General features: G+C 42.1%; 8 protein-coding genes. 6 read left to right on the top strand and 2 right to left on the bottom strand.

Going from position 1 to position 21,933, the window contains the following annotated elements:
* Positions 1-80 precede the first annotated feature (80 nt).
* From serA to AB3489_RS09735, 5 genes are all read left to right on the top strand, one after another.
* A complete protein-coding gene (gene serA, locus AB3489_RS09755; protein ID WP_019225622.1) occupies positions 81-1,673 on the top strand; it encodes a phosphoglycerate dehydrogenase in 1,593 nt (530 codons plus the stop codon).
* A gap of 12 nt (positions 1,674-1,685) precedes the next feature.
* Positions 1,686-2,519: a TIM barrel protein gene (locus AB3489_RS09750; RefSeq protein WP_368292722.1), complete on the top strand. Its 834-nt coding sequence runs from the start codon at positions 1,686-1,688 to the stop codon at positions 2,517-2,519.
* A 153-nt stretch (positions 2,520-2,672) separates the two neighbouring features.
* Positions 2,673-3,233: a recombinase family protein gene (locus AB3489_RS09745; protein ID WP_368292721.1), complete on the top strand. Its 561-nt coding sequence runs from the start codon at positions 2,673-2,675 to the stop codon at positions 3,231-3,233.
* 434 nt (positions 3,234-3,667) lie between these two features.
* On the top strand, positions 3,668-18,277 hold the full coding sequence (locus AB3489_RS09740; protein ID WP_368292719.1) for a kelch repeat-containing protein: 14,610 nt from the start codon (positions 3,668-3,670) through the stop codon (positions 18,275-18,277).
* Between the two features lie 39 nt (positions 18,278-18,316).
* Positions 18,317-18,967, top strand: a complete 651-nt coding sequence (locus tag AB3489_RS09735; protein WP_368292718.1) for a hypothetical protein — start codon at positions 18,317-18,319, stop codon at positions 18,965-18,967.
* Between the two features lie 185 nt (positions 18,968-19,152).
* On the opposite strand, the gene AB3489_RS09730 is transcribed toward AB3489_RS09735, so the two are convergent.
* Both AB3489_RS09730 and tnpB read right to left on the bottom strand, forming a co-directional pair.
* Positions 19,153-20,748 carry an IS66 family transposase gene (locus tag AB3489_RS09730; protein ID WP_368292717.1) on the bottom strand — a complete coding sequence of 532 codons (1,596 nt, stop codon included), beginning with the start codon at positions 20,746-20,748 and terminating at the stop codon, positions 19,153-19,155.
* A 60-nt stretch (positions 20,749-20,808) separates the two neighbouring features.
* The gene (gene tnpB, locus AB3489_RS09725; RefSeq protein ID WP_368292716.1) at positions 20,809-21,165 is read right to left on the bottom strand and encodes an IS66 family insertion sequence element accessory protein TnpB; all 357 of its coding nucleotides are present in this window, start codon (positions 21,163-21,165) and stop codon (positions 20,809-20,811) included.
* Between the two features lie 258 nt (positions 21,166-21,423).
* On the opposite strand from tnpB, the gene AB3489_RS09720 reads away from it, so the two are divergent.
* On the top strand, positions 21,424-21,915 hold the full coding sequence (locus tag AB3489_RS09720; protein WP_368292715.1) for a GRAM domain-containing protein: 492 nt from the start codon (positions 21,424-21,426) through the stop codon (positions 21,913-21,915).
* The last annotated feature ends 18 nt before the right edge of the window (positions 21,916-21,933 follow it).

Below are 21,933 nucleotides of genomic sequence, written 5' to 3'. Positions count from 1 at the left end.
CGCTGCAAGGGAAGGTATTACCTCTCGTCTCCATGGGGATGGGAGGTTTAGTTTATTTCAGATACTGGGGGTAGAGTCGGATGAAGATTTTGGTGAATAACAAAGTGGCAGAGGCTGGAATTCAACTGCTGCGTGAAGAACATGACGTGGATACATATTGTACATTATCTCAGGAAGAACTGATCAAAATGATTCCGAAATATGATGCTCTGGTCATCAGAGGCGATACGATTGTCAGCAGTGAAGTCATTGAAGCCGGCAGGAATTTGAAAGTAATCGGAAGGGCTGGTCTGGAAGTTGAGCATATCGATATTCAGGCAGCCACAAAGCAGGGGATTGTTGTCCTGAATGCCCCTCAGGGCAACAGTGCTTCTTCCATTGAATATACCATCGGGATGATCCTGGCTCTGGCCAGAAGGATTCCTCAGGCTTATTCCTCTGTCAAGCGCGGAGAGTGGCAAAGACAGAAGTTCCTGGGAATGGAGCTGAAAGAAAAGGTCTTGGGCATCATCGGCCTGGGGCGGGTCGGCATGGGCGTGGCCAAGCGGGCCAAAGCGTTCGATATGAAAGTGATTGCCTATGACCCATTTTTAAGTGATGATAAAGGCAGAGAGCTGGGGATTGAGCTGGTGGATCTGGATGAGATCTTAAGTAAAGCAGATTACCTGACGCTGCATATTCCGGCGACAGTTGACACGCGCAATCTGCTGAATAAAGATGCGTTTTCCAAAATGAAAAAGGGCATCAAGATTATTAACTGTGCCAGAGGCGGAATCATTGATGAGGAAGCTTTGATCTGGGCACTGCAGGAAGAGATTGTGTCCGGAGCAGCTTTGGATGCGTTTGCTGAAGAACCTCTTCAGCCAGATCATCCGCTGGTGAAGATGGAGAATGTGGTCTGCACTCCCAGGATTGCCTCCCGGACGCAGGAGGCTGAAAACGAGGTTGCGGTTTGCGCAGCCCGCGGCGTGCTCGCTGCGCTGAGATCCGAACCGGTTTCAACTTCACTGAATATTCCGCCTGTATCAAGAGATGTCATGAATATGATCAAGCCTTACCTTCACTTGATGCAAAAAATGTGTGTTCTGGCTGTCAAACTGACTGAAGGAAGAATAAAAAACATTGAAGTCCGCTATAATGGAGATATCAGCACTGCGGATACCAAAATGCTGACGCTGGCAGCCATAAAAGAGGTCTTAAATCCAATCCTTCAGGAAGAGGTCAATATTGTCAACGCGCCTGAAGTTGCGAAAGAACGCGGCATAACCGTCAAGGAGATCAAAAGCAAAGAGGCGCAAAGCTTTGTTGATCTGATCAGCATTACCGTTAAAACTGATTTGACTGAGCATAAGGTAGCAAGTACGCTTTTCGGCAAAAGTGAACAGCGGATTGTGGAGATCGACGATTTCAGGGTTGAAATAGACCCTTCGGGATGGTTCCTGCTTATCTCACATGAGGATTATCCGGGAATGATCGGCAAAGTCGGGACTGTATTGGGTGAGCATAACATCAACATTACCAGTATGCAGGTTGGCAAAATCAGTTCCATGAGCAGAAACATTATGATTGTCGGTATTCAAACCGAAGCCGATTCGGAAGTCATCGGCAAATTGAAAGAGATTAAGGGAACCGAAAATGTTGAAGAGATTTTCTTCAATAAATATCTGTCCTAAGGGGAGATCGGCATGAGCATCAAGTTTGGCACGGCCGGAGTACCTTTGTCTTCCAAGGAAACATCCACCGAGGCCGGAATCCTAAGAATCAGGGAACTTGGAATGGATGCGATGGAAGTCGAGTTCGTTCACGGGGTCAGAATGAAGGAAGATAAAGCGTTAAAGACCGGGGGAACTGCGAAAAAAGAACGCGTATCCCTGTCTTGTCATGCGCCTTACTATATCAACCTGAACTCCAGTGAAACGGAAAAAATTGAGGCAAGCAAAACAAGGATTATTCATACTGCCAGGATTGGCAGGATACTTGGGGCCGGAAGCATCGTCTTTCATCCGGCATTTTATTCCGGGGATACTTCGGCTACCGTCTTAGCCAGAGTAGTCAAAGAACTCAGCGATGTCCGGCAGGAACTTGATCAGGAAGGCAATCAAGTCATCCTGAGGCCTGAAACGACAGGCAAACCCTCCCAGTTTGGCGATCTCGGTGAAACGATCAAAATAGCGCAGGAGGTTCCGGGTGTATTGCCCTGTATTGATTTCAGCCATCTGCATGCCAGAGCCAATGGTCAATTCAATAGCTATGACGAGTTCTGCGCGATTCTTGAGCAGACAGCCGAAGGGCTTGGTGAGAAGTGGACAAGCAATGCGCATTTCCATATTTCCGGGATTGAATATGGTCCGAAAGGCGAAAAGAGACATCTCGTTTTGCAGGAAGCTGACCTGAAATACCGGGAAATCCTTAAAGCCTGCCTGAGCTTTGGCATCCAGGGAACCGTGATTTGTGAAAGTCCGAAGCTTGAGGAGGATGCTCTGATCCTGCAAAAGACCTATCAGGAGCTAAATTCTTGAGGCAGTTTTGGCAGTTCTTACATTCATCGACGGTTCCGACCGATAATGATACAGTGTTCGCGGGCTCTTTGAGCCCGCATTTGCTATTTTTCCAGTAATTCATTAAGATTTACACAAACTACGGCATCCCCAGCTTTAGCGCAAGTGGGAAATTTGCAGATAAAACAAGGCATACTAAACTGGAACGGAAAAGTGAAGTGGTATGAAAGCAGCATCCGGAAAATATTATCCAATGAAAAATATAAGGCTGAAGCCCTGCTGCAAAAAACGTATACGGTAGACTTCCTTTCTAAGAAACACGTTGTAAATGATAGCGATGTTCCACAATATTATATTGAAAACAGCCATCCAGCAATTATAGATAAAGATACTTGGGAAGCCGTCCAACTGGAAACGGTAAGACGGAAGGTTTTTATGAAACACCGGATTAAAACGCTGGATTATGTTTCAGATGAGTTAGCTTTTACCGGTAAAGTTATCTGCGGGAAATACGGTCATGTCTATGGCCGCAAGGTTTGGAATTCCACAAACGAAGGACTGAAGAGAAAAATCTGGCAATGCAACAATAAGTACATAGCTAAAGGCGTCATTAACTGCGAAAACGACCACATTGATGAAAAGGTTCTCAGACGAGTTTTTACTCAGGCTATACAAAGTTATAGAAAACAAGGAATACTTTTTAAAGAAATGGCAGTCCAGAAGTATTTGATATAAACCTTTTCTATATGACTGTAGAAAAAATAACGGTTTATAAAGCTTTGAATTTTACAGTAAGCTTACTGGATGGGGCGGAGATAGAGTATAGGTAACATAACAAAAATGTTCTGGCCGACTGAATTAAAGGGCACTCAGTCGGCCAGATGTTTTTTGCCTAATTTTAGAAATTCAACTTCCAATCAAAAATACTTAATCTTAACTTAGAAAATAATAAAAACTTATCGGGAAATACCGCCAACAAATACCATAAAGAAACAAGAATCGATAGGATAGAAATATTTACAGCTCGAATAAAGGGGAAATATAGCAAAACGTGTAGGAACCTTTGGAAACAAGATTAAAGGAATTTAACTGGTAAAATAGAATTCTCAAAGGCTTTATTTAATGAAAAAGAAATAAACCGATCATATCAGGGGGAGATTTAAGTTATTATGTTTAATTTAAGAAAAAGAAAAATATTTTCCAGGATTACCGCTGTCTTTATAGCGGTTTTATTTATTGGCTCCAATTTGCCAATAAATGTATCTTATGCTGTCGCCCAGATTGACGGGCAGAAAGTATCAACAACACCAGAGGCCTTTGCCTTTCAACAAACACCTTTAACACTTGGGAGTCCAATTAACAATAAAACAATTGCTTCCGCTGCTGCCGGTTCTTCAGCGGGCATAAGCAGCAATAACGGCTTAACCCAAGCGGAAATAGATAAAATAGTAAATGCTCATTTTAACTATCAAAGCAATAAATCTCAAAACAATACAGTTCAACTTAGTAAACCCGCAACCAATCAGCAGGTACCGGATGACCTTCAGCCGGATAACCAACAATATGATCGGTTTATCGTTAAATATAAAGACGAAAAACAGAAGGAAAATACCTACAACAAGATTAAAGGAAGCCTTAAACAAAGAAAGCTTACCAAAAACAAAAAGTTTGATGTCTACATAACAACCGAAAAAATGAAAAAAGAAAATATGGTATCGCTCTTAAAACAAAAGCAAGTGGATTCCAACATCGAATACATCCAACCTGACTACCAATTGACTGTCGCTTCTGAAGACTCATCCCAGAGTGGTGGAACCGATCAGAGCGGCCAGAGTGGAAATAGTGGCCAAACCAGCGATACCACTTCCCAGGCCCCAACTTTATCTAACCTATCTTGTGACGGTTTGAAAATTACCCTTACTTACAGTGAAACCTTAAGCAACAGCTCAATTCCTTCCGTTCAGGATTTTACAGCAACAACCACAGACGGGACTAACATAGCCATAAGTACAATTGCCATTGCAGATAACACCGTAGTAATAACTTTATCATCACCCCAGGCAGCCGGAGAAAACATCCTGCTCAGCTACACCCCCGGAACAAAACCCATCCAGGACACAACCGGCAACCCTGCACAAAATTTTAGCGGGCAGCAGGTAACATCCAGTCTGGCTCAAACAGCAACTGTACTCGTATCGGCCCAAGCTGCAGATAATAAAATAACCTTACAATTCAGCAATACCTTAGATACCACATCCGTTCCGGCAGTTTCAGACTTTGCCGTTGCCATCCAGAATGAAAAAGGTAACCCTGTTACCAACAGTATCAAGAGTATCGACATAGACTCTCAGACAGTAACCTTAACCCTGGCCAAAAATCTGCTTGCGGGTCAAACCGTTCAGTTAAATTATACCTCTTGGAATAACCCTTTAAAAGATCAGGCCGGTAATCCTATTTCCGGATTTAGCGATGAAAACGTAACCAACCAGACAGCAATTGCCCTGCCGCAATTGCAGGAAGCAACAATAATAGCAGATCAACTGGAATTAGACTTCAGTAAAGAACTTAAAGCTGATTCAAACCTGGCAAAGGGAGATTTCAGCCTGACTGTAAACAATAATATCATAACAAACCCTTTCAAATCCTTAGCTATTAACGGGGAGAAAGTCACCCTAGTTTTAAATAAGTCTGTCGTAATGGAAGATCAGGTGCAAATAAGTTATACTCCCGGTACCAACCCCCTTCAGGATACTGAAGGTAATAAGGCAGATGCCATTAGTGGGTTTACCGTAGATAATCAGACCGTTATGGATGTCAACGACACATTCTTTAACCAGGAATGGGGTTTACTCTCCAACATCATTGACACAGTAACCAACCTGGTTAAATCCATAGGTGCCAATGTCGTTAAAGCCTGGAGCCAGTCTCAGGGCGACGGTGTAACAGTCGCCGTCATCGATACCGGGATCGATATCACCCATTCCGACTTAAAACACAACATCTGGGCCAACACCAAGGAAGTAGCAGGCAACAGTACTGATGACGACAATAACGGTTATATAGACGATATCCACGGCTGGAACTTCGTTGACAACACAAACAGTGTATATAGCTCAGCCGAAGCACCCGATGACTGGCATGGTACCCATATGGCCGGCATAATTGCAGCTGAAATGGGCAACAAACTGGGAATCGCCGGAGTAGCACCCAAAGTAAAAATAATGCCTTTGCAAGTATTTAAAAACGGCACAGCCTATACCAGCGACATCATCAATGCCATAGACTACGTCAAAAACAACGGAGCACAAATAGTTAACTGCAGCTGGGGAACCACCAGCGACAATACAGCCTTAAAAGAAGCCATTGAAAATTCAGGTTTGCTCTTTGTCTGCGCTGCGGGAAATAGTAACCAAAACATTGACAGCAGCCCGGTATACCCGGCAGCATACAATTTAGACAATGTCATTTCTGTTGCATCCTTGAACCAAAGCGGCAACCTTTCCCATTTCTCCAACTACGGCAACAGCTCAGTAGATGTTGCCGCACCCGGTGAAAACATCTATAGCACTTTGTCGGGAAATACCTATGGGCAAAGCAGCGGGACATCCCAGGCTGCGGCCTTTGTCACCGGTGAAGCAGCCCTTATTTTAAGCAAGTATCCCAATACAAATAACAGCGATATAAAACAAAGGATAATATCTTCCTGTGATCAGCTGTCTTCCTTAACAGGCAAAGTTGCAAGTGGCGGAATTATTGACTGTGCAGCAGCTTTAGCTGATCCGATCGTACCCAGTGATACAGTAATTCAGGTACAGGAAGATACAACCTCGGATCAGGGAACAGGCTCCTCGGATAATGGGGGGTACAATCTGTATTCGGTAAATGAATGGAATACTAATGGCAGTTTATCAACGGCAAGAAGGGACCTCGGTACAGTTTCATTTAATAATAAAGTTTACTGTGTCGGCGGGTATAACGGAAGTTACCTGAATAGTACTGAAGTCTATGATCCGGCAGCTAATTTGAGTACAACGGCAGGAAGTTTAAATACCGCAAGATACGGGCTCGCCGTAGCCGCCACGGACAGTAAAATCTATGCTATTGGCGGATACTATAGCGGCGGATATACAAATAAGGCTGAAGTTTATGATACTACCACAAACATATGGAGCTATGTAGCCAACATGCCGACGGCCAGAGATTACTTAGGAGCGGCCACTGTCAATGGCATAATATATGTTATTGGCGGATTAAATGGTTCGGCATTATCTACGGTTGAAGCATATGACCCATCCACTAACACCTGGACAACCAAAGCCAGTATGCCGACAGCTAGATATGGGCTTGGAGTAGTTGCCTATAACGGGAAAATATATGCGATAGGCGGATACAACAGTACCTATGTAAATACTGTGGAAGTATACGATCCTGTTACCAACACTTGGACAACAAAAGCAAGTTTACCTGTAGCCTGCCGTTACTTTGGTATTGCAGCAATAAGCGGCAGCATTTATGTCATGGGTGGATATAACGGAAGTTACTTAAATAGCACATATCAATATGATCCAAATGCTGATACCTGGGGAGCAAGGGCAAATTTGTCCGCAGGTAAATATGGCTTAGCTGCAGCGGCTGTTAACGAAAAAATATACGCATTTGGCGGTTATTACAGTGGTTATTTAAATACTGTTGAAGAATACGGTCTACCGTCAAGCAAATGGACTGTATTAAATAATATGACAACAGCAAGATCTGACCTTGGAGCAGCGGCAGTAAATGGGAAGGTCTACGCCATTGGTGGGTACGATGGGAGCACATATCTCAGTACGGTTGAACAATATGACCAAACAACTAATTCTTGGAGCACAATGGCCTCAATGTCCACAGTGAGAAAAGGTCTGGGAGTAACGTCATATAATGGTCTTATCTATGCGGTAGGAGGATATAACGGTAGCAGTTACCTTAAAACTTTAGAAGTATTTAACCCCATCACCAATACTTGGATAACAAAAGCGAGTATGTCCACAGCCAGGGCTTACTTAGGGCTAACTGTAGTAAATGGCAAGCTTTATGCTATAGGTGGATATAACGGAACGTCTTATATAAATACAGTTGAAGAATATGATCCTGTAGCCAATACCTGGACGACTAAGGCTAATATGACTACAGCCAGAGGGTACCTGGGATTAACCTCAGTTAATGGTAAAGTTTATGCTATTGGGGGGTATAACGGCTCAACATATTTAAATACAGTACAAGTATTTGATCCTTTTGCCAATACCTGGACAAGTAAGAATGCCATGATTACAGCTAGGAGAGGACTCGGGGTGGAATCTGTCAGTGGCATAATATATGCCATAGGCGGATATAACGGATCATATCTAAATATTGTCGAACAATTTGATCCGAGTACAAACAATTGGACAGCTCTCTCAAAAGAAAACATGTTTAATAGCCGTGAAAGGTTTGGCATGACCTCTTTAGACGGAAAAATATATGTTATCGGCGGATATAATGGTTCATACATTAAAACATCCGAGAGCTATAATGTGACCACCAGCTCCTGGAAAACTCTTCCCAGTATGCCAGTTAAAAGACAAAATCTTGGTGTAGTTGCCGTCAACGGCAAAATATATGCCATTGGAGGTTCAGACGAAAATTCAAGTACCTGCCAGACTGTGGAAGTATATGACCCTGTCAGCGGTTTATGGACTGCCAAAACCAATATGCCTGCAGCCAGAAGCCAGTTTGGCATAGCAGCCTTAGCAGGAAAGATTTATGTTTTTGGTGGTTTGGATTCCGGCAATACCCCAACAGCAACAGTAGAGGTGTATGATACTGTTGCTGATACCTGGAGTACAAAAGCAAACATGCCATTCTTAGCGGAAGGTTTTGCTGTAACATCCCTAAGCGGCGAGATCTATACAATGGGCGGTTATTTAAGGGATGAGCAAGGATATATTAATGAGCTTTATCAGTATGATCCTGCAACTGATACCTGGACTCAAAAAACCGGTATGTGGATATCCAGGGCATACTTATCTGCAAGCTCAGTAAATGGGAAAATATACGCTATTGGCGGAAAAGATTATAACCAAAATATTTGCCCTACGGTAGAAAAATATGATCCTGTAACTGATTCATGGAATCAAGTCGCAGATATGCCTGCCGCAAGTGAAAACTTTGGTTGTACCACAGCAAACGGAAAAATTTATGCCTTAGGCGGCGATTATGGAAAAACTTATGCCATGGGCGAGGGTTATTACGGGTATAGCCTTAATAGCTTTGAGGAATATGATCCTTCCTCAGACAGTTGGATTACTAAAGAAAATATGCCTATTGCCAGTTCCGGGCTGGGTATTGCCGAAGTAAACGGAAAACTTTATGCTTTCGGTGGAAATAATGTTGAGATATCAAATTGTCTTAATGCTGTTCAGGTGTATGATTTAGGCATGATTCCCTGGCAAACAAAGTCAAGTATGATTACAGCTAGAAAAGATTTCGGGATTACCGAAGATAACAATACAATTTATTGTATTGGCGGGAATAGTGGAAGTGGTTACTTATCTTTAGGTGAGAAATATAATTCTGATACAGATACATGGAGTTCAATTGCTAATATGCCTACGGCAAGGGACGGTCTTGGCTTAGTTGACGTTAACAATAAGATATATGCTATAGGAGGCTATAATGGCAGCTATCTGAAAACAGCGCAAGTCTATGACCCCATAGCTAATACCTGGAGCAGTGCAGCAAACATGAATGCTGCCAGAACATATTTTGGTACAGCTGCCGTAAACGGCAAGATATATGCTATCGGCGGTTATAATGGCAGTAATGTTTTAAATACAGTTGAAGTATATGATCCGTCAACAAATACTTGGACTAATAAAGCAAACATGCCGGCAGCCAGATACGGGATGACAGTAACAGTTGTTAATAATAAAATCTACGTTATGGGCGGTTATACCAGCAGCTATGTAACTGTAAATACAGTTGAAGTATATGACCCGGCGACAGATACATGGAGTACCATAACCAATATGCCCACCTTGCGTAGTTATATGAACGCTGGGACAGTCAATGGCAAAATCCATGTTATTGGCGGATTTAAATGGAACAATATTTATCTTGATACAAATGAAGTGTATGATCCTGCAAGTAATGGATGGTCTGTTGTCAGTAGTATGCCTACGGCAAGAGGCAATCTTGGAATAGTTAGTATTAATAACAAATTATATGCCATTGGAGGAGTGAGGTACTCCGGAAGCACCACGGTATTAAACACAGTAGAAGTTTACGATCCTAACCTGGATAGTTACAAAGTCAGTGTAAGTAATTCCGTACCAAGAAGCAGTCTGGGGGTAGCGGAGTTAGACGGAAGAATATATGCCGTCGGCGGTTTTGATGGCAGTAATGTTTTAAGTACAAGCGAGGTTTATGGTAATAATAATCAATGGTCTTCTTTAGTCTCAATGCCGACTGCCAGAAAGGATTTAGGATTAGCTGCCGTAAACGGCAAGCTTTACGCTATTGGTGGTAATAATGGTACTTCATACTTAAGTACGGTTGAACAATATGATACTCAGACTGGAACCTGGAGTACTAAAACCGCAATGCCTACTGCCCGCAGCAAATTTGGCATAACCGTTGTAAGCGGTAAAATTTATGTTATAGGTGGGTATAACGGGACTTCTCTAAATACTGTTGAAGAATACAATCCGGACACAGATACATGGATTACCAAGGCTAATATGCCTATTGCAAGACATGCAATAGGTCTTACGAATGTAAACGGGTTTATTTATGCTATTGGCGGCCAAAATAGTGTAATCCTTAATACTGCAGAAAAATATGATCCTATCTCTAACACTTGGGCAAGTATAACAAACATGCCTACAGCCAGGTGCGGTTTAGGATTAGCCGTATATGGCGGCAATATCTACGCCATCGGTGGGTATGACGGCAGCAATTATCTAAGTATAGCTGAGGAATACAACCCGGTTAATAATACTTGGACTGTAAAGAGATCATCTATAAACCCCAGAGCTTATTTTGGGGCAGAAGCATACGGAGATTACATCTTCCTTATCGGAGGCTGCAACAGTTCCGGTTTGCTTAACGCAAATGAAGAGTATTACCCTGGCACTATAACCTGGACAGAACGTTCGCAAATGCCGAACTCCAGGTTTGAACCCTCAGTTGTGGAATTAAACGGAAATATTTACGTTATTGGCGGACTTGGTACAACTGAAAATATTTTAAACAGTATGGATGTATATGATCCGGATGCGGATACCTGGAGCAGTAAAGCGCCTATGCTGTCACCAAGATTTGCATTCGGAACGGCTGTAGTAAACGGGAAAATCTATGCTATAGGTGGTTTTGATTATTCAGGTTTTAGCAATACGGTCGAAATGTACGACCCGGTAACAGATACCTGGACATATAAAGCTAATATGCCCACAGCAAGAGCAAATCTTGGGGTAACAGTAGACAATGGTATTATATATGCAATAGCTGGAAATAGCGGCAATTGGCAATACAATTCTGTGGAAGCTTATGATCCGACCACCGACAGCTGGAGTACCAAGGCGAGTCTGTCTTCAATGAGATACAATTTTGGAGTTACCACAGCAAATGGGAAAATCTATATCATGGGCGGATACGATCCATCTAATAATATTGTTATTAATACTGTTGAAGTTTATGATCCCTTGATAGACACTTGGACAGCACAAGCAAATATACCCACTTCAAGATCTGACCTGGGAGCAGTTACTATCAATGGGAAGATCTATGCTGTGGGCGGTGAAGATACGGATGGTAAAAGTTTAGATAATGTTGAAGTATATGATCCTTCAACAAATACCTGGCATGAGGACGCAAATTTACCGATAAAAATGAATGGTTTCGGTATCACATCTTCAGATAAAAAGATCTATGTTTTCGGTGGAAATCCAGACTTACAAAAAGTATTGATGGGAAGTTTCGATGATCAACAATCTGTTGACTCAGTATCCGAACTTATTCATATGGGCGAAGAAAACGTAAATCCATCCGGTAACTTTGCTCGGACTTATACGGATATGACTGAGAAAACTGCCGGTTTCAGTATAGATTTATCTCGTACCTACAATTCCAGGGATACCCGGACTGGCAGTCAATTAGGTACCGGTTGGAACTTTGGCTTCCAAGGCAGCCTGATGAATTACCAAACGAACCAAGTCATAGCCCGCCTGCCTAATGGCAGCGCCATGACTTTTACTGTGAATGGCAGCACTTATACGGCTAACGATTCCCGCTCAACACTTATCAAACAGGGGGACGGAAGCTACATTCTGACGACCAAAGACCAGTACACCTACGGTTTCACTTCAATTGGCTGGCTTAACTGGATGAAAGACCGCAATGGCAATACTATCACCTTAACCGTAAATAGCACCAATGGTAATGTAACCCTGATAAAAGATCAGATTAACAGGCAGACCACTATCCACTATAACTCAAATGGATATATTGATTTAATAACAGATCCTGCAGGGCGTACAGTTCACTATTATTATGACAGCAATAATCAGCTAATTAAGGTTACCGATCCGGCAGGAAAAAATAAGAATTATGTATATAATTCCGATGGCCTGTTGTCTGAAGTTCATGACAATGACAACAATCTTATAGAATCTGTTGTCTATGATAACTCTGCCGGTAAATCCAACATCAGGATAGCAAGGTTAACTGATGCTTACGGCAATACCGGCACCTATATGTACGATACAGACGAACGTAAAGTCACAGTTACAGATACCAACGGGCAGGAAAAGATAATCTGGTACGACAGTTGCCTTTATCCGATCCAAACCCAAGACCCAGATGGACGGAGAAGCACTACTTTATATAACTTGGATACCAACGGAGTAAACAAATACGGCGAAATACAATCCGTTACCGACCGTAATGGCAATAAGACAGAATATACTAGAGATTCGAATGGGAATATAACGGTTCAGTATAACCCAGATTCAAGTAGTAAGACCTATGGTTATGACAGTAAAAGTAATAAGATCTGGGAAAAGGATGAAGGAGATCAAGTTAATACAACCGGCAAATATACCTATTATATTTATGATTCGAATAATATCAATCTTCTCAAAAAAGCCCAACGCTTAGCCGATAGCTCAACGCCGGAGCAATATATTCCGGGTACAAATGACGCCGATTTTGCGGTTACCAATTATGCCTACTACACAGCTGCTCAGGCCCAGTCTCAATTTGGCTGCAACATTGCCGGGTTATTACAAACCGTTACAGATCCAAACGGGCATATCACAACCTATACCTATGATAGTAATGGGTTCATTCATACCGTAACAGACGGAGAAGGAAAAACTACAACATATTCAAATAACAACATCGGCTGGAAAATGAGTGAAACATCGGCCAAAGGAAATGTCACCAGCTATGTATATGATCAAAACGGCAACCTGGAAAAAGAAACCTTGCAGGGGGAAGATACCAGCATTACTCGCACAACTTACGACAACGTGGGTCGTAAGACTAAAGAAGTCAATCCCAATCAGTATAATCCAGCTTTGGACAACCTTGAAAATCATACCTACAGCGGGGATCAAGGGTACCGATATACCTATTACCCAAGCGGAAAGGTCGAATCGGAGACTGATCCTGAAGGAAATATAACGACTTATACCTATGATCTTTATGGTAATATCCAGACCGAAACCAAACCAAACGGCTCAATTATTGAGTATTACCATGACAACTTAAATCGTCTGAGTGCCGTAAAATTCAAAGAGAATTCTACAGCAGCCTCAATTATATTAAGCAGTTACAGTTACCTTATTTTAACTGACGGCAAAACCCAAAAGACAGAAATTAGATACTTAGACGATACAGAAACTGCCGTCACCCAATATACCTACGATTACAAAAACAGGTTAGTCAGACAGGATAATCCGGATGGGACATATACCACCATAACTTATAACCTTAACGGAACTATAGCATCCTCAATGGATGTCCGAGGGTATTCCACTTATTACCGATACGATGGACTTAACCAAAATACAGAACAGTGGATTCCAGTAAAGCTGGAAAGCGGAAATACACTGTATACGTATAAAAGCTTTACCTATGATAAAGCGGGTAATATCGTTACAGAAAAAACCGGGAAAACAACCGTAGACTTATATCAAGTACCTGCCTCTGGAGATTATATCACGCTTACCAAAGAATATTATAATAACAATAATCTAAAATCCGAGACAGACAGTGCCGGACACAAGAACGAATACCAGTATGATGATGACAGTAACGTAAGTAAAGTAGATAATTACACAAGTACAACCGCTAAAAATACAACAGAGTATGTAAATAACTATTTGGGGAAACCTGTCCAAGAAAAATGCCATGTAAGACAGGGTGACCTGTATAGTAATGCATTTAACAGTGATACGGATACCACACTTATCACTTCCTATACCTATGATAAGAATGGCAATATCTTGACGCAGACCAGACCGGACAACGTAACTATCACTTATACTTACGATAACCTAGACAGAATGATCAGTACCAGTATGCCTGGTGTAGATGAGAATAACGATACAGTTACTATTACAACATCAACCACGTATGATTGGGCAGATAAAGTCCTGACCCAAACAGATGCAAACAATCATACGGTTACCAATACCTTTGATAAACGGGAACGGTTAATCAAGGTTACGGATGCTCAAGGGCACAGTGCAGCCTATTATTACGACAGGGCAGGTCGTTTAACTGCTGAAATATCACCACAGAATTATGATCCTGCCAAGACCTTATCCGAAATGAGCCGGACCGAATATACTTACGATAATATGGACAGAGTTAAAACCAAAAGCTATACGTACCTTGATCCTGTCACCAGCCAATGGGTTACCTATGTAGCTAAAGCATACCAGTATGATGCAAACGGAAATGTTATTAAAGAGCTGGATGCTTTAGGATATGAAGCAGGCACAGGATCAACAGTTGAAGAAAAAATAGCGTCTGGTTATGGTACAGAATATACCTATGATCCAGCTAATCGGGTACTTACAGTCCTTGACCCAGTCAGCAAACAGCGTAGCCTTACTTACAGCACCCTGTACAGTTATGACGGAGCAGGCCGGAAAGTAGCTGAAACCAATGCCAACGGGGTCATTACATCCTACACTTATGACGATGCAGGGAACCTTCTAACAACACAAATAGACAACCAAACCATCCAAACGAATACCTACGATTTGGCAGATAACCTCTTAACGCAGACGGATGGAAATGGTAATACAGTTACTTATACCTATAACGCGTTTAATAAATTGAAGCAGGCAATTTATTCTGGAGACAGTACGATACCAGCAATAACCTACAGTTATCAGTATTATAAAAATGGTAACCTCAAGAAAAAATTCAGTGATCACGGAGACGTTGAGCTTTATACCTATGATAATCAGGGAAGGGAGCTATCCCAAACCAAAGAAAAAAGTGACGGGACACAAAGCATTACCATTTCAAGCCACTATGACAAAGCCGGAAACCTTCGTTTTGCGGTAGATGGTAACGGCATCACCACGGAAAACATATATGATGAGAATAACCGTATTATTCAAAGTAAAATTACAGTAACAGATGCTAACGGAACAGACCAACTGCACACTACAGGTTACGGCTACGATGCAGATGGAAATCAGACTTCTAAGACAGATTGGCTTGGAAACATCTATACAAATATTTATGATCCTTTAGGCCGGCTGATTGAAAAGAAAGACCCTTTAAACAAAACAATTGAAAGACTGGAATACAATCATAACAGTATCCAGATAAAATCCTATGATGCTTTAAACAAACTAACGGAATTTACCTATGACCGTAATAACAGGCTGCTCTCAAAAATAGATCCTTTAAATCACGCTACAAGTCAGACTTATGACAATGTTAGCAACATTCATACTAAGACCGACGGACTCGGCAATGTAACAACATATAATTACGATGAGTTTAACCGTTTGATATCTGTAGTAAATACTAAAAATGAAACAACAAGTTATACCTATGACTTAAACGGTAATAAGCTTACACAGACTGATGGGGCTAATCACACTATAACCTTTGAATATAACATTGCCAATAAAGTAACAAGGAAGATCGATCATGGCGGAAGGACCGGAACACCCGGTAACTATACCTATGATCCTACGAAAATAGAGAGCTATACCTATGATGCTTACGGTAACCTTCTAACCAAAGTAGACCGTAATGCTGATACCACTACTTACACTTATGATATCCATAATAGAATGCTGTCTCAAACAACCGGTACCTTAACAATCTCGTTTACTTATGACGGGAATAATAACCAGCTTATTATGACAGACAGCGCCGGGACAACCACTCGGACCTATGACCAGCTGAACAGGACTAAGACTAAGGAAGTACCAAATATTGGTACCCTGACTTTCCTCTATGACATCACGACAGACTTACCGGCAGGTCAAGCTGCAGAAACTGATACGGACCCGAAAGGGAATACTACCACTTATGTTTATGACCAAGCCGGCAGAATGATTAGTGTCACTGCCCAAGGTAATACAACCAACTATACGTATTACGATAACGGCAGCAAACACACTGTACTTTATCCGGACGGCAGCAGCGAAACATATACCTATTGTGACGATAACTCTCTCCATACCCTGGTCAACACAAAACCTGATCAGACTATAATCGATTCTTACACCTATACCTATGATGCAGCTCATAATTTGACTTCCAAAGTTGATGCCAAGGGCACAACCACTTATACCTATGACGAACTTAACCGACTGGAGACAATTACTGAACCCAGTACGAAAGTTACAACTTATACTTTTGATGAGGCAGGAAATCGACTCACTCAGACCGAATCTATAGGAACAACAAGTATTATTACCACCTATACCTATAACGACCAGAACAGGCTGACAAATACGCAGACTGGGCAAGATAATGTAACGACTGAGACAGTAGCCTACACTTATGATAATAACGGCAACCAGCTTACAGTTACAAAAGTACCGTATGTGAATGGGATACCGCAGTCAGCCCAGGTAACCCAATATACGTATGACAAATTCAACCAGCTTATTACAACAAGTTTACCTGATGGTACTAACTTAACGAGCACATATAACGGTGAAGGATTAAGAGTAGCAAAACAGGTAAACAGTACAACCACAAAATATGTCTACGTTGGGGACAAGGTTGTTTTGGAACTGGACGGATCAAATAATCAAGTTGCTAGGAATATTCAAGGTACCAGCCTGATTGCAAGGGAAGTAGATGGGATGACCCTCTACTATATGTATAACGGGCACGCCGATGTAACTGCCCTGATCGATGCCACTGGAACGGTACAGGCCACCTACTACTACGATGCTTTTGGGAATATTCTAGAACAGACTGGGACTGTGGATAACCCATTCACTTACGCAGGTTACCAGTACGATGATGAATCGGGACTGTACTATCTAAACTCAAGGTACTATGACCCGGTTACTGCCAGGTTCTTAAGTGAAGATACGTATTATGGCGATCCGAATGACCCGTTGAGTTTGAACCTTTACACGTATTGTCATAATGAGCCCATCATGTACAGCGATCCTACTGGTCACTGGTCCTTGTGGGGAGCACTAACCAGTGCTGTAAGTACCGTAAAATCCGCAGCAACTTCAGCTGTATCCACCGTAACTAAAGCTGCCACCAAAGTTGTCTCTACGGTTACAAAGGCGGCAAGTACGGTTGTCTCAACAGTCTCGAAGGCTGCGACAACGGCCGTATCCACGGTAAGCAAAGCGGCAACCACAGTGGCATCGACGGTCAGTAAGGCCGCCAGTACAGCTGTATCCACGGCTAGTAAAGCGGTCAGTACGGCAGTATCTACAGTAACTAGTGTAGCTAAATCTACAGCCGCAATTGCCAGCAGTGCCATAAGTTCGGCAGCCTCGGCGGTAAAAAGTGCAGCAAGTTCTATTGCTTCAACCGTTTCATCTTCCTATTCCTACTCTTCATCGTCCTCATCAAGAAGTAGTTCCAGAAACTCTTCCTCAACGGTTAGTCAAGTGAAAACAGTTGTCAAAGACTTTATAACTGGTGTTTCAGAATCAGTAGCCAATAACTTAAGCTTTGGAGCCAGTGAATCGTTAATAAGCAATGTACAGCTGCCAAATTCTACTGCCTATTATGTTGGAAAATTGGTTGGCGATACTGGAAGCATGCTGGCGGGGGCCGGAATAGTCACAGGAGGCGTTGGCGGAGAAATTGGTGGAGTTGCCCTTGATGCAACTGGTGTCGGAGCATTGGCAGGAGTACCAATAAACGTTGCGAGTGCGGCAGCCATTGTTTATGGCGGCGGAGTAGTTGGAAAAAGTGCCTATAGTTTCGGGCAAGATGCCAGTGATTTGTTTGTTAATGCTTCAAGCAATAGACCTCAGAGTCAAACTCCTGAAGGCGCTGGTAGAAATGGTGCTTTTAGAGAAGCAAAAAGAAATAGCGATATTTCAGTGAGCCAGCAGCCTGAAACTGTTAAACCTGCGGTCGATAAAAGAGGCAACCAAATACCTGGGAAAGATTATGATTTTGGCAATGGGAAAGTAATAAGAGATCATTCAGAAGGACATGAATTCCCAGATGATCCGACCCAGAATAGAGGCCCACATTTTAATGATATATATGGAAATCATTATGACTATAATAAATGATAGGGTGATAAGAAAATGAGATTCTATATCGAACACGAAATGGAAGCATATGGATACTTCAATTGGTTTAATAAAAATCAATCAGTGGAAATATTAGGATATGTACCTAATCTAAGTATTTTAAGTTTTAATGGCACCATGATGTTTACTCAAGGGGATAAAAAACTTTTTATAGAATCAAGTAGCAATGAAATAAATAAATTATTTTTAAAAGAGCCGCTCAAGAATTATACTTTATACCTAATGGCTAATTTAGAAGTGAAGAATAATAATTCCAAAATAGAGAAATATCGCAAAGTTTGGAAAGCATTACAAACTGAGTGGAATCTAGAAGGATTCAAATTTGGACCTGAGATAGAAGTAAATAAAAATGACAATTGCTTTTATACAAGTATAGCTTCATTTAAAACAGAGAACATTTCAAAATCAGTAGAACTAGTTTCAATGTCCCCGAAAAAGTTCGCTATTTTTGCCAGTTGTAATAAAGATACGCTAACAGAAGCCCGGATAAAAGAAATATTTGATAGTACTAATATATTAAATGACTCTAAAAATTTAGAAATAAACTATTATTTGCTATCTTTATATCTTTGTCCAAAAGGGGATATAGTATTTCGATTGGGTACCTCGTCAGAGGAGACCGAAATTGCTATGATTTATGATAATGATGTAATTCAAGTAACTTTATGACAAAAATTGTAACTTAACGTTAATGAGGAACCTGTTGATCATGTTTCAACTGTTTGAACGGCTGAACCCTTAAATATCAGCCTTTCATTTATAAATGTACTTGGAAATAGGTAAGCGTAAACTCTAGCAGCGTAAAAAGGAGCCCACTGTAAACCAGAAGGCCCGCGTCATATAAAAATCATTCGTTACTTTTGCATTGCAAACGCGGTACTCGGCACATCTCCGGAGCATTTGCCGGCAACAGCTGAGTTACCCAGTCTGGTTGTGTCCGATCCAGGTTGGGTGCAGTGGTTAAGACATAGACCAAATACCGATACGGATTCAAGTTGTTTCTCCTTGGCTGTTTCAATCATACTGTACATCACCGCACTGCCTTGTGCACCGCTGGGCGTATTTGCAAACAGAAAGTTTTTGCGGCTTATAACAAACGGTTTTATGCTTCGTTCTGCCCGATTGTTGGAGAGTTCCAATCGACCGTCCTTCAGATACTGGATAAGATGTGGCCACTGTTCCTGCAGATAATGCAAAGCTTTTCCCAGAGCGGACTTTGGGGCCGCATTTTTCGTCTGTGCCCATGCCAAAAAAGCATCCAGAACCGGTTTGGCCAGCTCCAGCCGCTTGGTATAGCGTTCTTCCGGAGAAAGAGCTTTTAGCTTTTTCTCAATTGCAAATAGCTCGCTGCAATATCTCTGCCCAATTATTGCAGAAGATTCTTTTTGCTCGGATTTCGGCAAGGAATTGACTGCCTCGTCAAATTTGCGCCGCGCATGGGCCCAGCAGCCAACTACCGTTATGTTTTCCGGCAGTGTGTAATAGGATTGGTAGCCGTCCGCATGCAAATATCCGGAGAAACCTTCTAAAAATCTTTTGGGGTTTTCAGCTTTCCGATCCGGTCTGTATTCATACAATACAATCGGTTGCTCTGTATCCCCGCCGGTTCTGTACAACCACATGTAGCTTTTAGCCTGTGCCGTCTTGCCGGGTTCATGCAATACCTGCAAGGTGGTTTCGTCCGCATGAATAACATGATGTTGTAGAAGCAGTCGGTGCAGTTCCTCATACACAGGCTTTAACCAATCTTCGGATGCTCTTAAGATCCAACTGGACATGGTCTGGCGGGACAGCATCACGCCGCTTCGGTTCAGTTCTTGTTCCTGCCGGTAAAGAGGAGAGCCCATCACGAATTTCTGGGTCATGATGTGGGATATCGCTTCGGGTGATGCAAAGCTTCCGGAGATGACAGGTTTATCTTTCTGCGTTTTTAACACAGGTGTTTCCAAAGCCTCTACTTTACAGGTCTGGCAGGCATAGCTGAAATACCAATCCTCACGGATTTTTACTTGTGCCGGAACAATCGCCAGGCTGCGGCGGACTTCCTTGCCAATTTCCTGCATGACCGTGTCACAGGCGGAACAAATCCGCTTATCCTCCGGCAGACGATGCTCGACCACTTCAACGGGAACATCATCTGGCAGGATTTCCTCAAGGCTGCCCGATCGCTTTTTGCGGGTATGGGCGGCAACCGCTGTTTTCTCCGGTGGCTCAACTTTGGTATACGCCTCCGCCTCGTTAAAAAGAAGGCTTAATTGGTCCATGACTTCTTCATGTATTTTCTCAGAAGAAGATCCAAAGCGTTTTTTCTGGCCCAGGCGTATCTGCTGCATAAGCCACTCAATCTGTCGGCTTTGCTCTGCCATCTGCTCCTTAAGGGCTTCATATTCTGAACGTGAAATGGTGATCATTTCAGCGTTATTTATTTCATCTCTCGGCGCATTTTTCATGGTTAAATTATACCATAAAACATGCCGATTCTCCAGTGTTTTCAATGCTTTCAGGCTTTTTTAGACCATGCTTAAGCCTGCTGCCAGCCGATGCGCTTTGGGCTGTTTCACATTTAAGCCTTCCATGAGCCACCGATACTGCTGAGGAGTAAGCGCCTTCGCTTCGTCACCACTCCTAGGCCACTGGAACCTGCCGTTTTCTAGCCGCTTATACAGGAGAACAAACCCATTGCCTTCCCAATACAGGGCTTTTATCCGGTCACACCGGCGGCCACAAAACAGAAACAGGATGCTCGAAAACGGATCCAGCCGGAACTTTTGCTGGACGATGCTGGCAAGACCGTCAATCCCACATCGGAGATCGGTGTACCCGCAGGCAATATAGATGGCGTCAGCTCCGGTAAAATCATTTAGCATGTCTTCAGCGCGCGACAGACCGCCTCAATGGTTCCTGCATCAGCACCGGTGTAGATGTCGGCTTGTGCATTTCCTATGCGTACAGTTACCGCTACGTCCTGGCTGCTATTCTGACGTTCTACAGGAACTCTGGCAAAGTATGGCAACCAGGAGGCATGTCCATAAAGGATAGAGCAAAAGAAAGTGCTTACAGTTATATTAAATAGATTAAATAAAAATAAAATACGCTCTTTATATTTTTCTTGGAGGAAGCTCAGAATGAAGAATAGTATTAAAACATTTTTCTTGGCAGGAATTCCATTTGGGATTGTCATGGGACTCTTTTTGGGAATTACAAATAATCTTATTGCAGGAATAATGTCAGGAATTGTTATTGGCATATTATTTGGGCTAATTATTGCTGCTTATGTATTAATTCAAAATAAAAGAAATACGCAAAAAAATCCTATAGATACTTCTAATAATATTATTATGGAAGGTGCTGCTAATCATTTTAAAGGAGTAGAAAGTGTTGGAGGATGGCTTTGTTTAACAAAGAATGAGATTATTTTTAAATCACATAATTTAAACATCCAAAAACATGAAACTGTAATTCCATTAAATAGAATTACAGGAGTAAAGACTTCGTTAACGTTTGGCTTTATTCCAAATGGTATGCAGATTTTCACAAATACTACCACAGATAAATTTGTAGTTAACAACAGAAAATCATGGGTTAACAAAATAAATGAAGCGATTAGTGAGCAATAAATAAAAAGTAATTTTGAA

It is taken from the genome of Dehalobacter sp. TBBPA1 (assembly GCF_040931655.1).
Taxonomy (GTDB): domain Bacteria; phylum Bacillota; class Desulfitobacteriia; order Desulfitobacteriales; family Syntrophobotulaceae; genus Dehalobacter; species Dehalobacter restrictus.
This window is presented reverse-complemented; position numbering and strand designations above follow the sequence as displayed.

What these genes read in the sequence shown, in the direction of transcription:
- serA (WP_019225622.1), top strand. Translation starts at nt 81, where the DNA reads ATGAAGATTTTGGTGAATAACAAAGTGGCAGAGGCTGGAATTCAACTG.
- AB3489_RS09750 (WP_368292722.1), top strand. Translation starts at nt 1,686, where the DNA reads ATGAGCATCAAGTTTGGCACGGCCGGAGTACCTTTGTCTTCCAAGGAA.
- tnpB (WP_368292716.1), bottom strand. Translation starts at nt 21,165, where the DNA reads ATGCTAAATGATTTTACCGGAGCTGACGCCATCTATATTGCCTGCGGG.
- AB3489_RS09740 (WP_368292719.1), top strand. Translation starts at nt 3,668, where the DNA reads ATGTTTAATTTAAGAAAAAGAAAAATATTTTCCAGGATTACCGCTGTC.
- AB3489_RS09730 (WP_368292717.1), bottom strand. Translation starts at nt 20,748, where the DNA reads ATGAAAAATGCGCCGAGAGATGAAATAAATAACGCTGAAATGATCACC.
- AB3489_RS09720 (WP_368292715.1), top strand. Translation starts at nt 21,424, where the DNA reads ATGAAGAATAGTATTAAAACATTTTTCTTGGCAGGAATTCCATTTGGG.
- AB3489_RS09735 (WP_368292718.1), top strand. Translation starts at nt 18,317, where the DNA reads ATGGAAGCATATGGATACTTCAATTGGTTTAATAAAAATCAATCAGTG.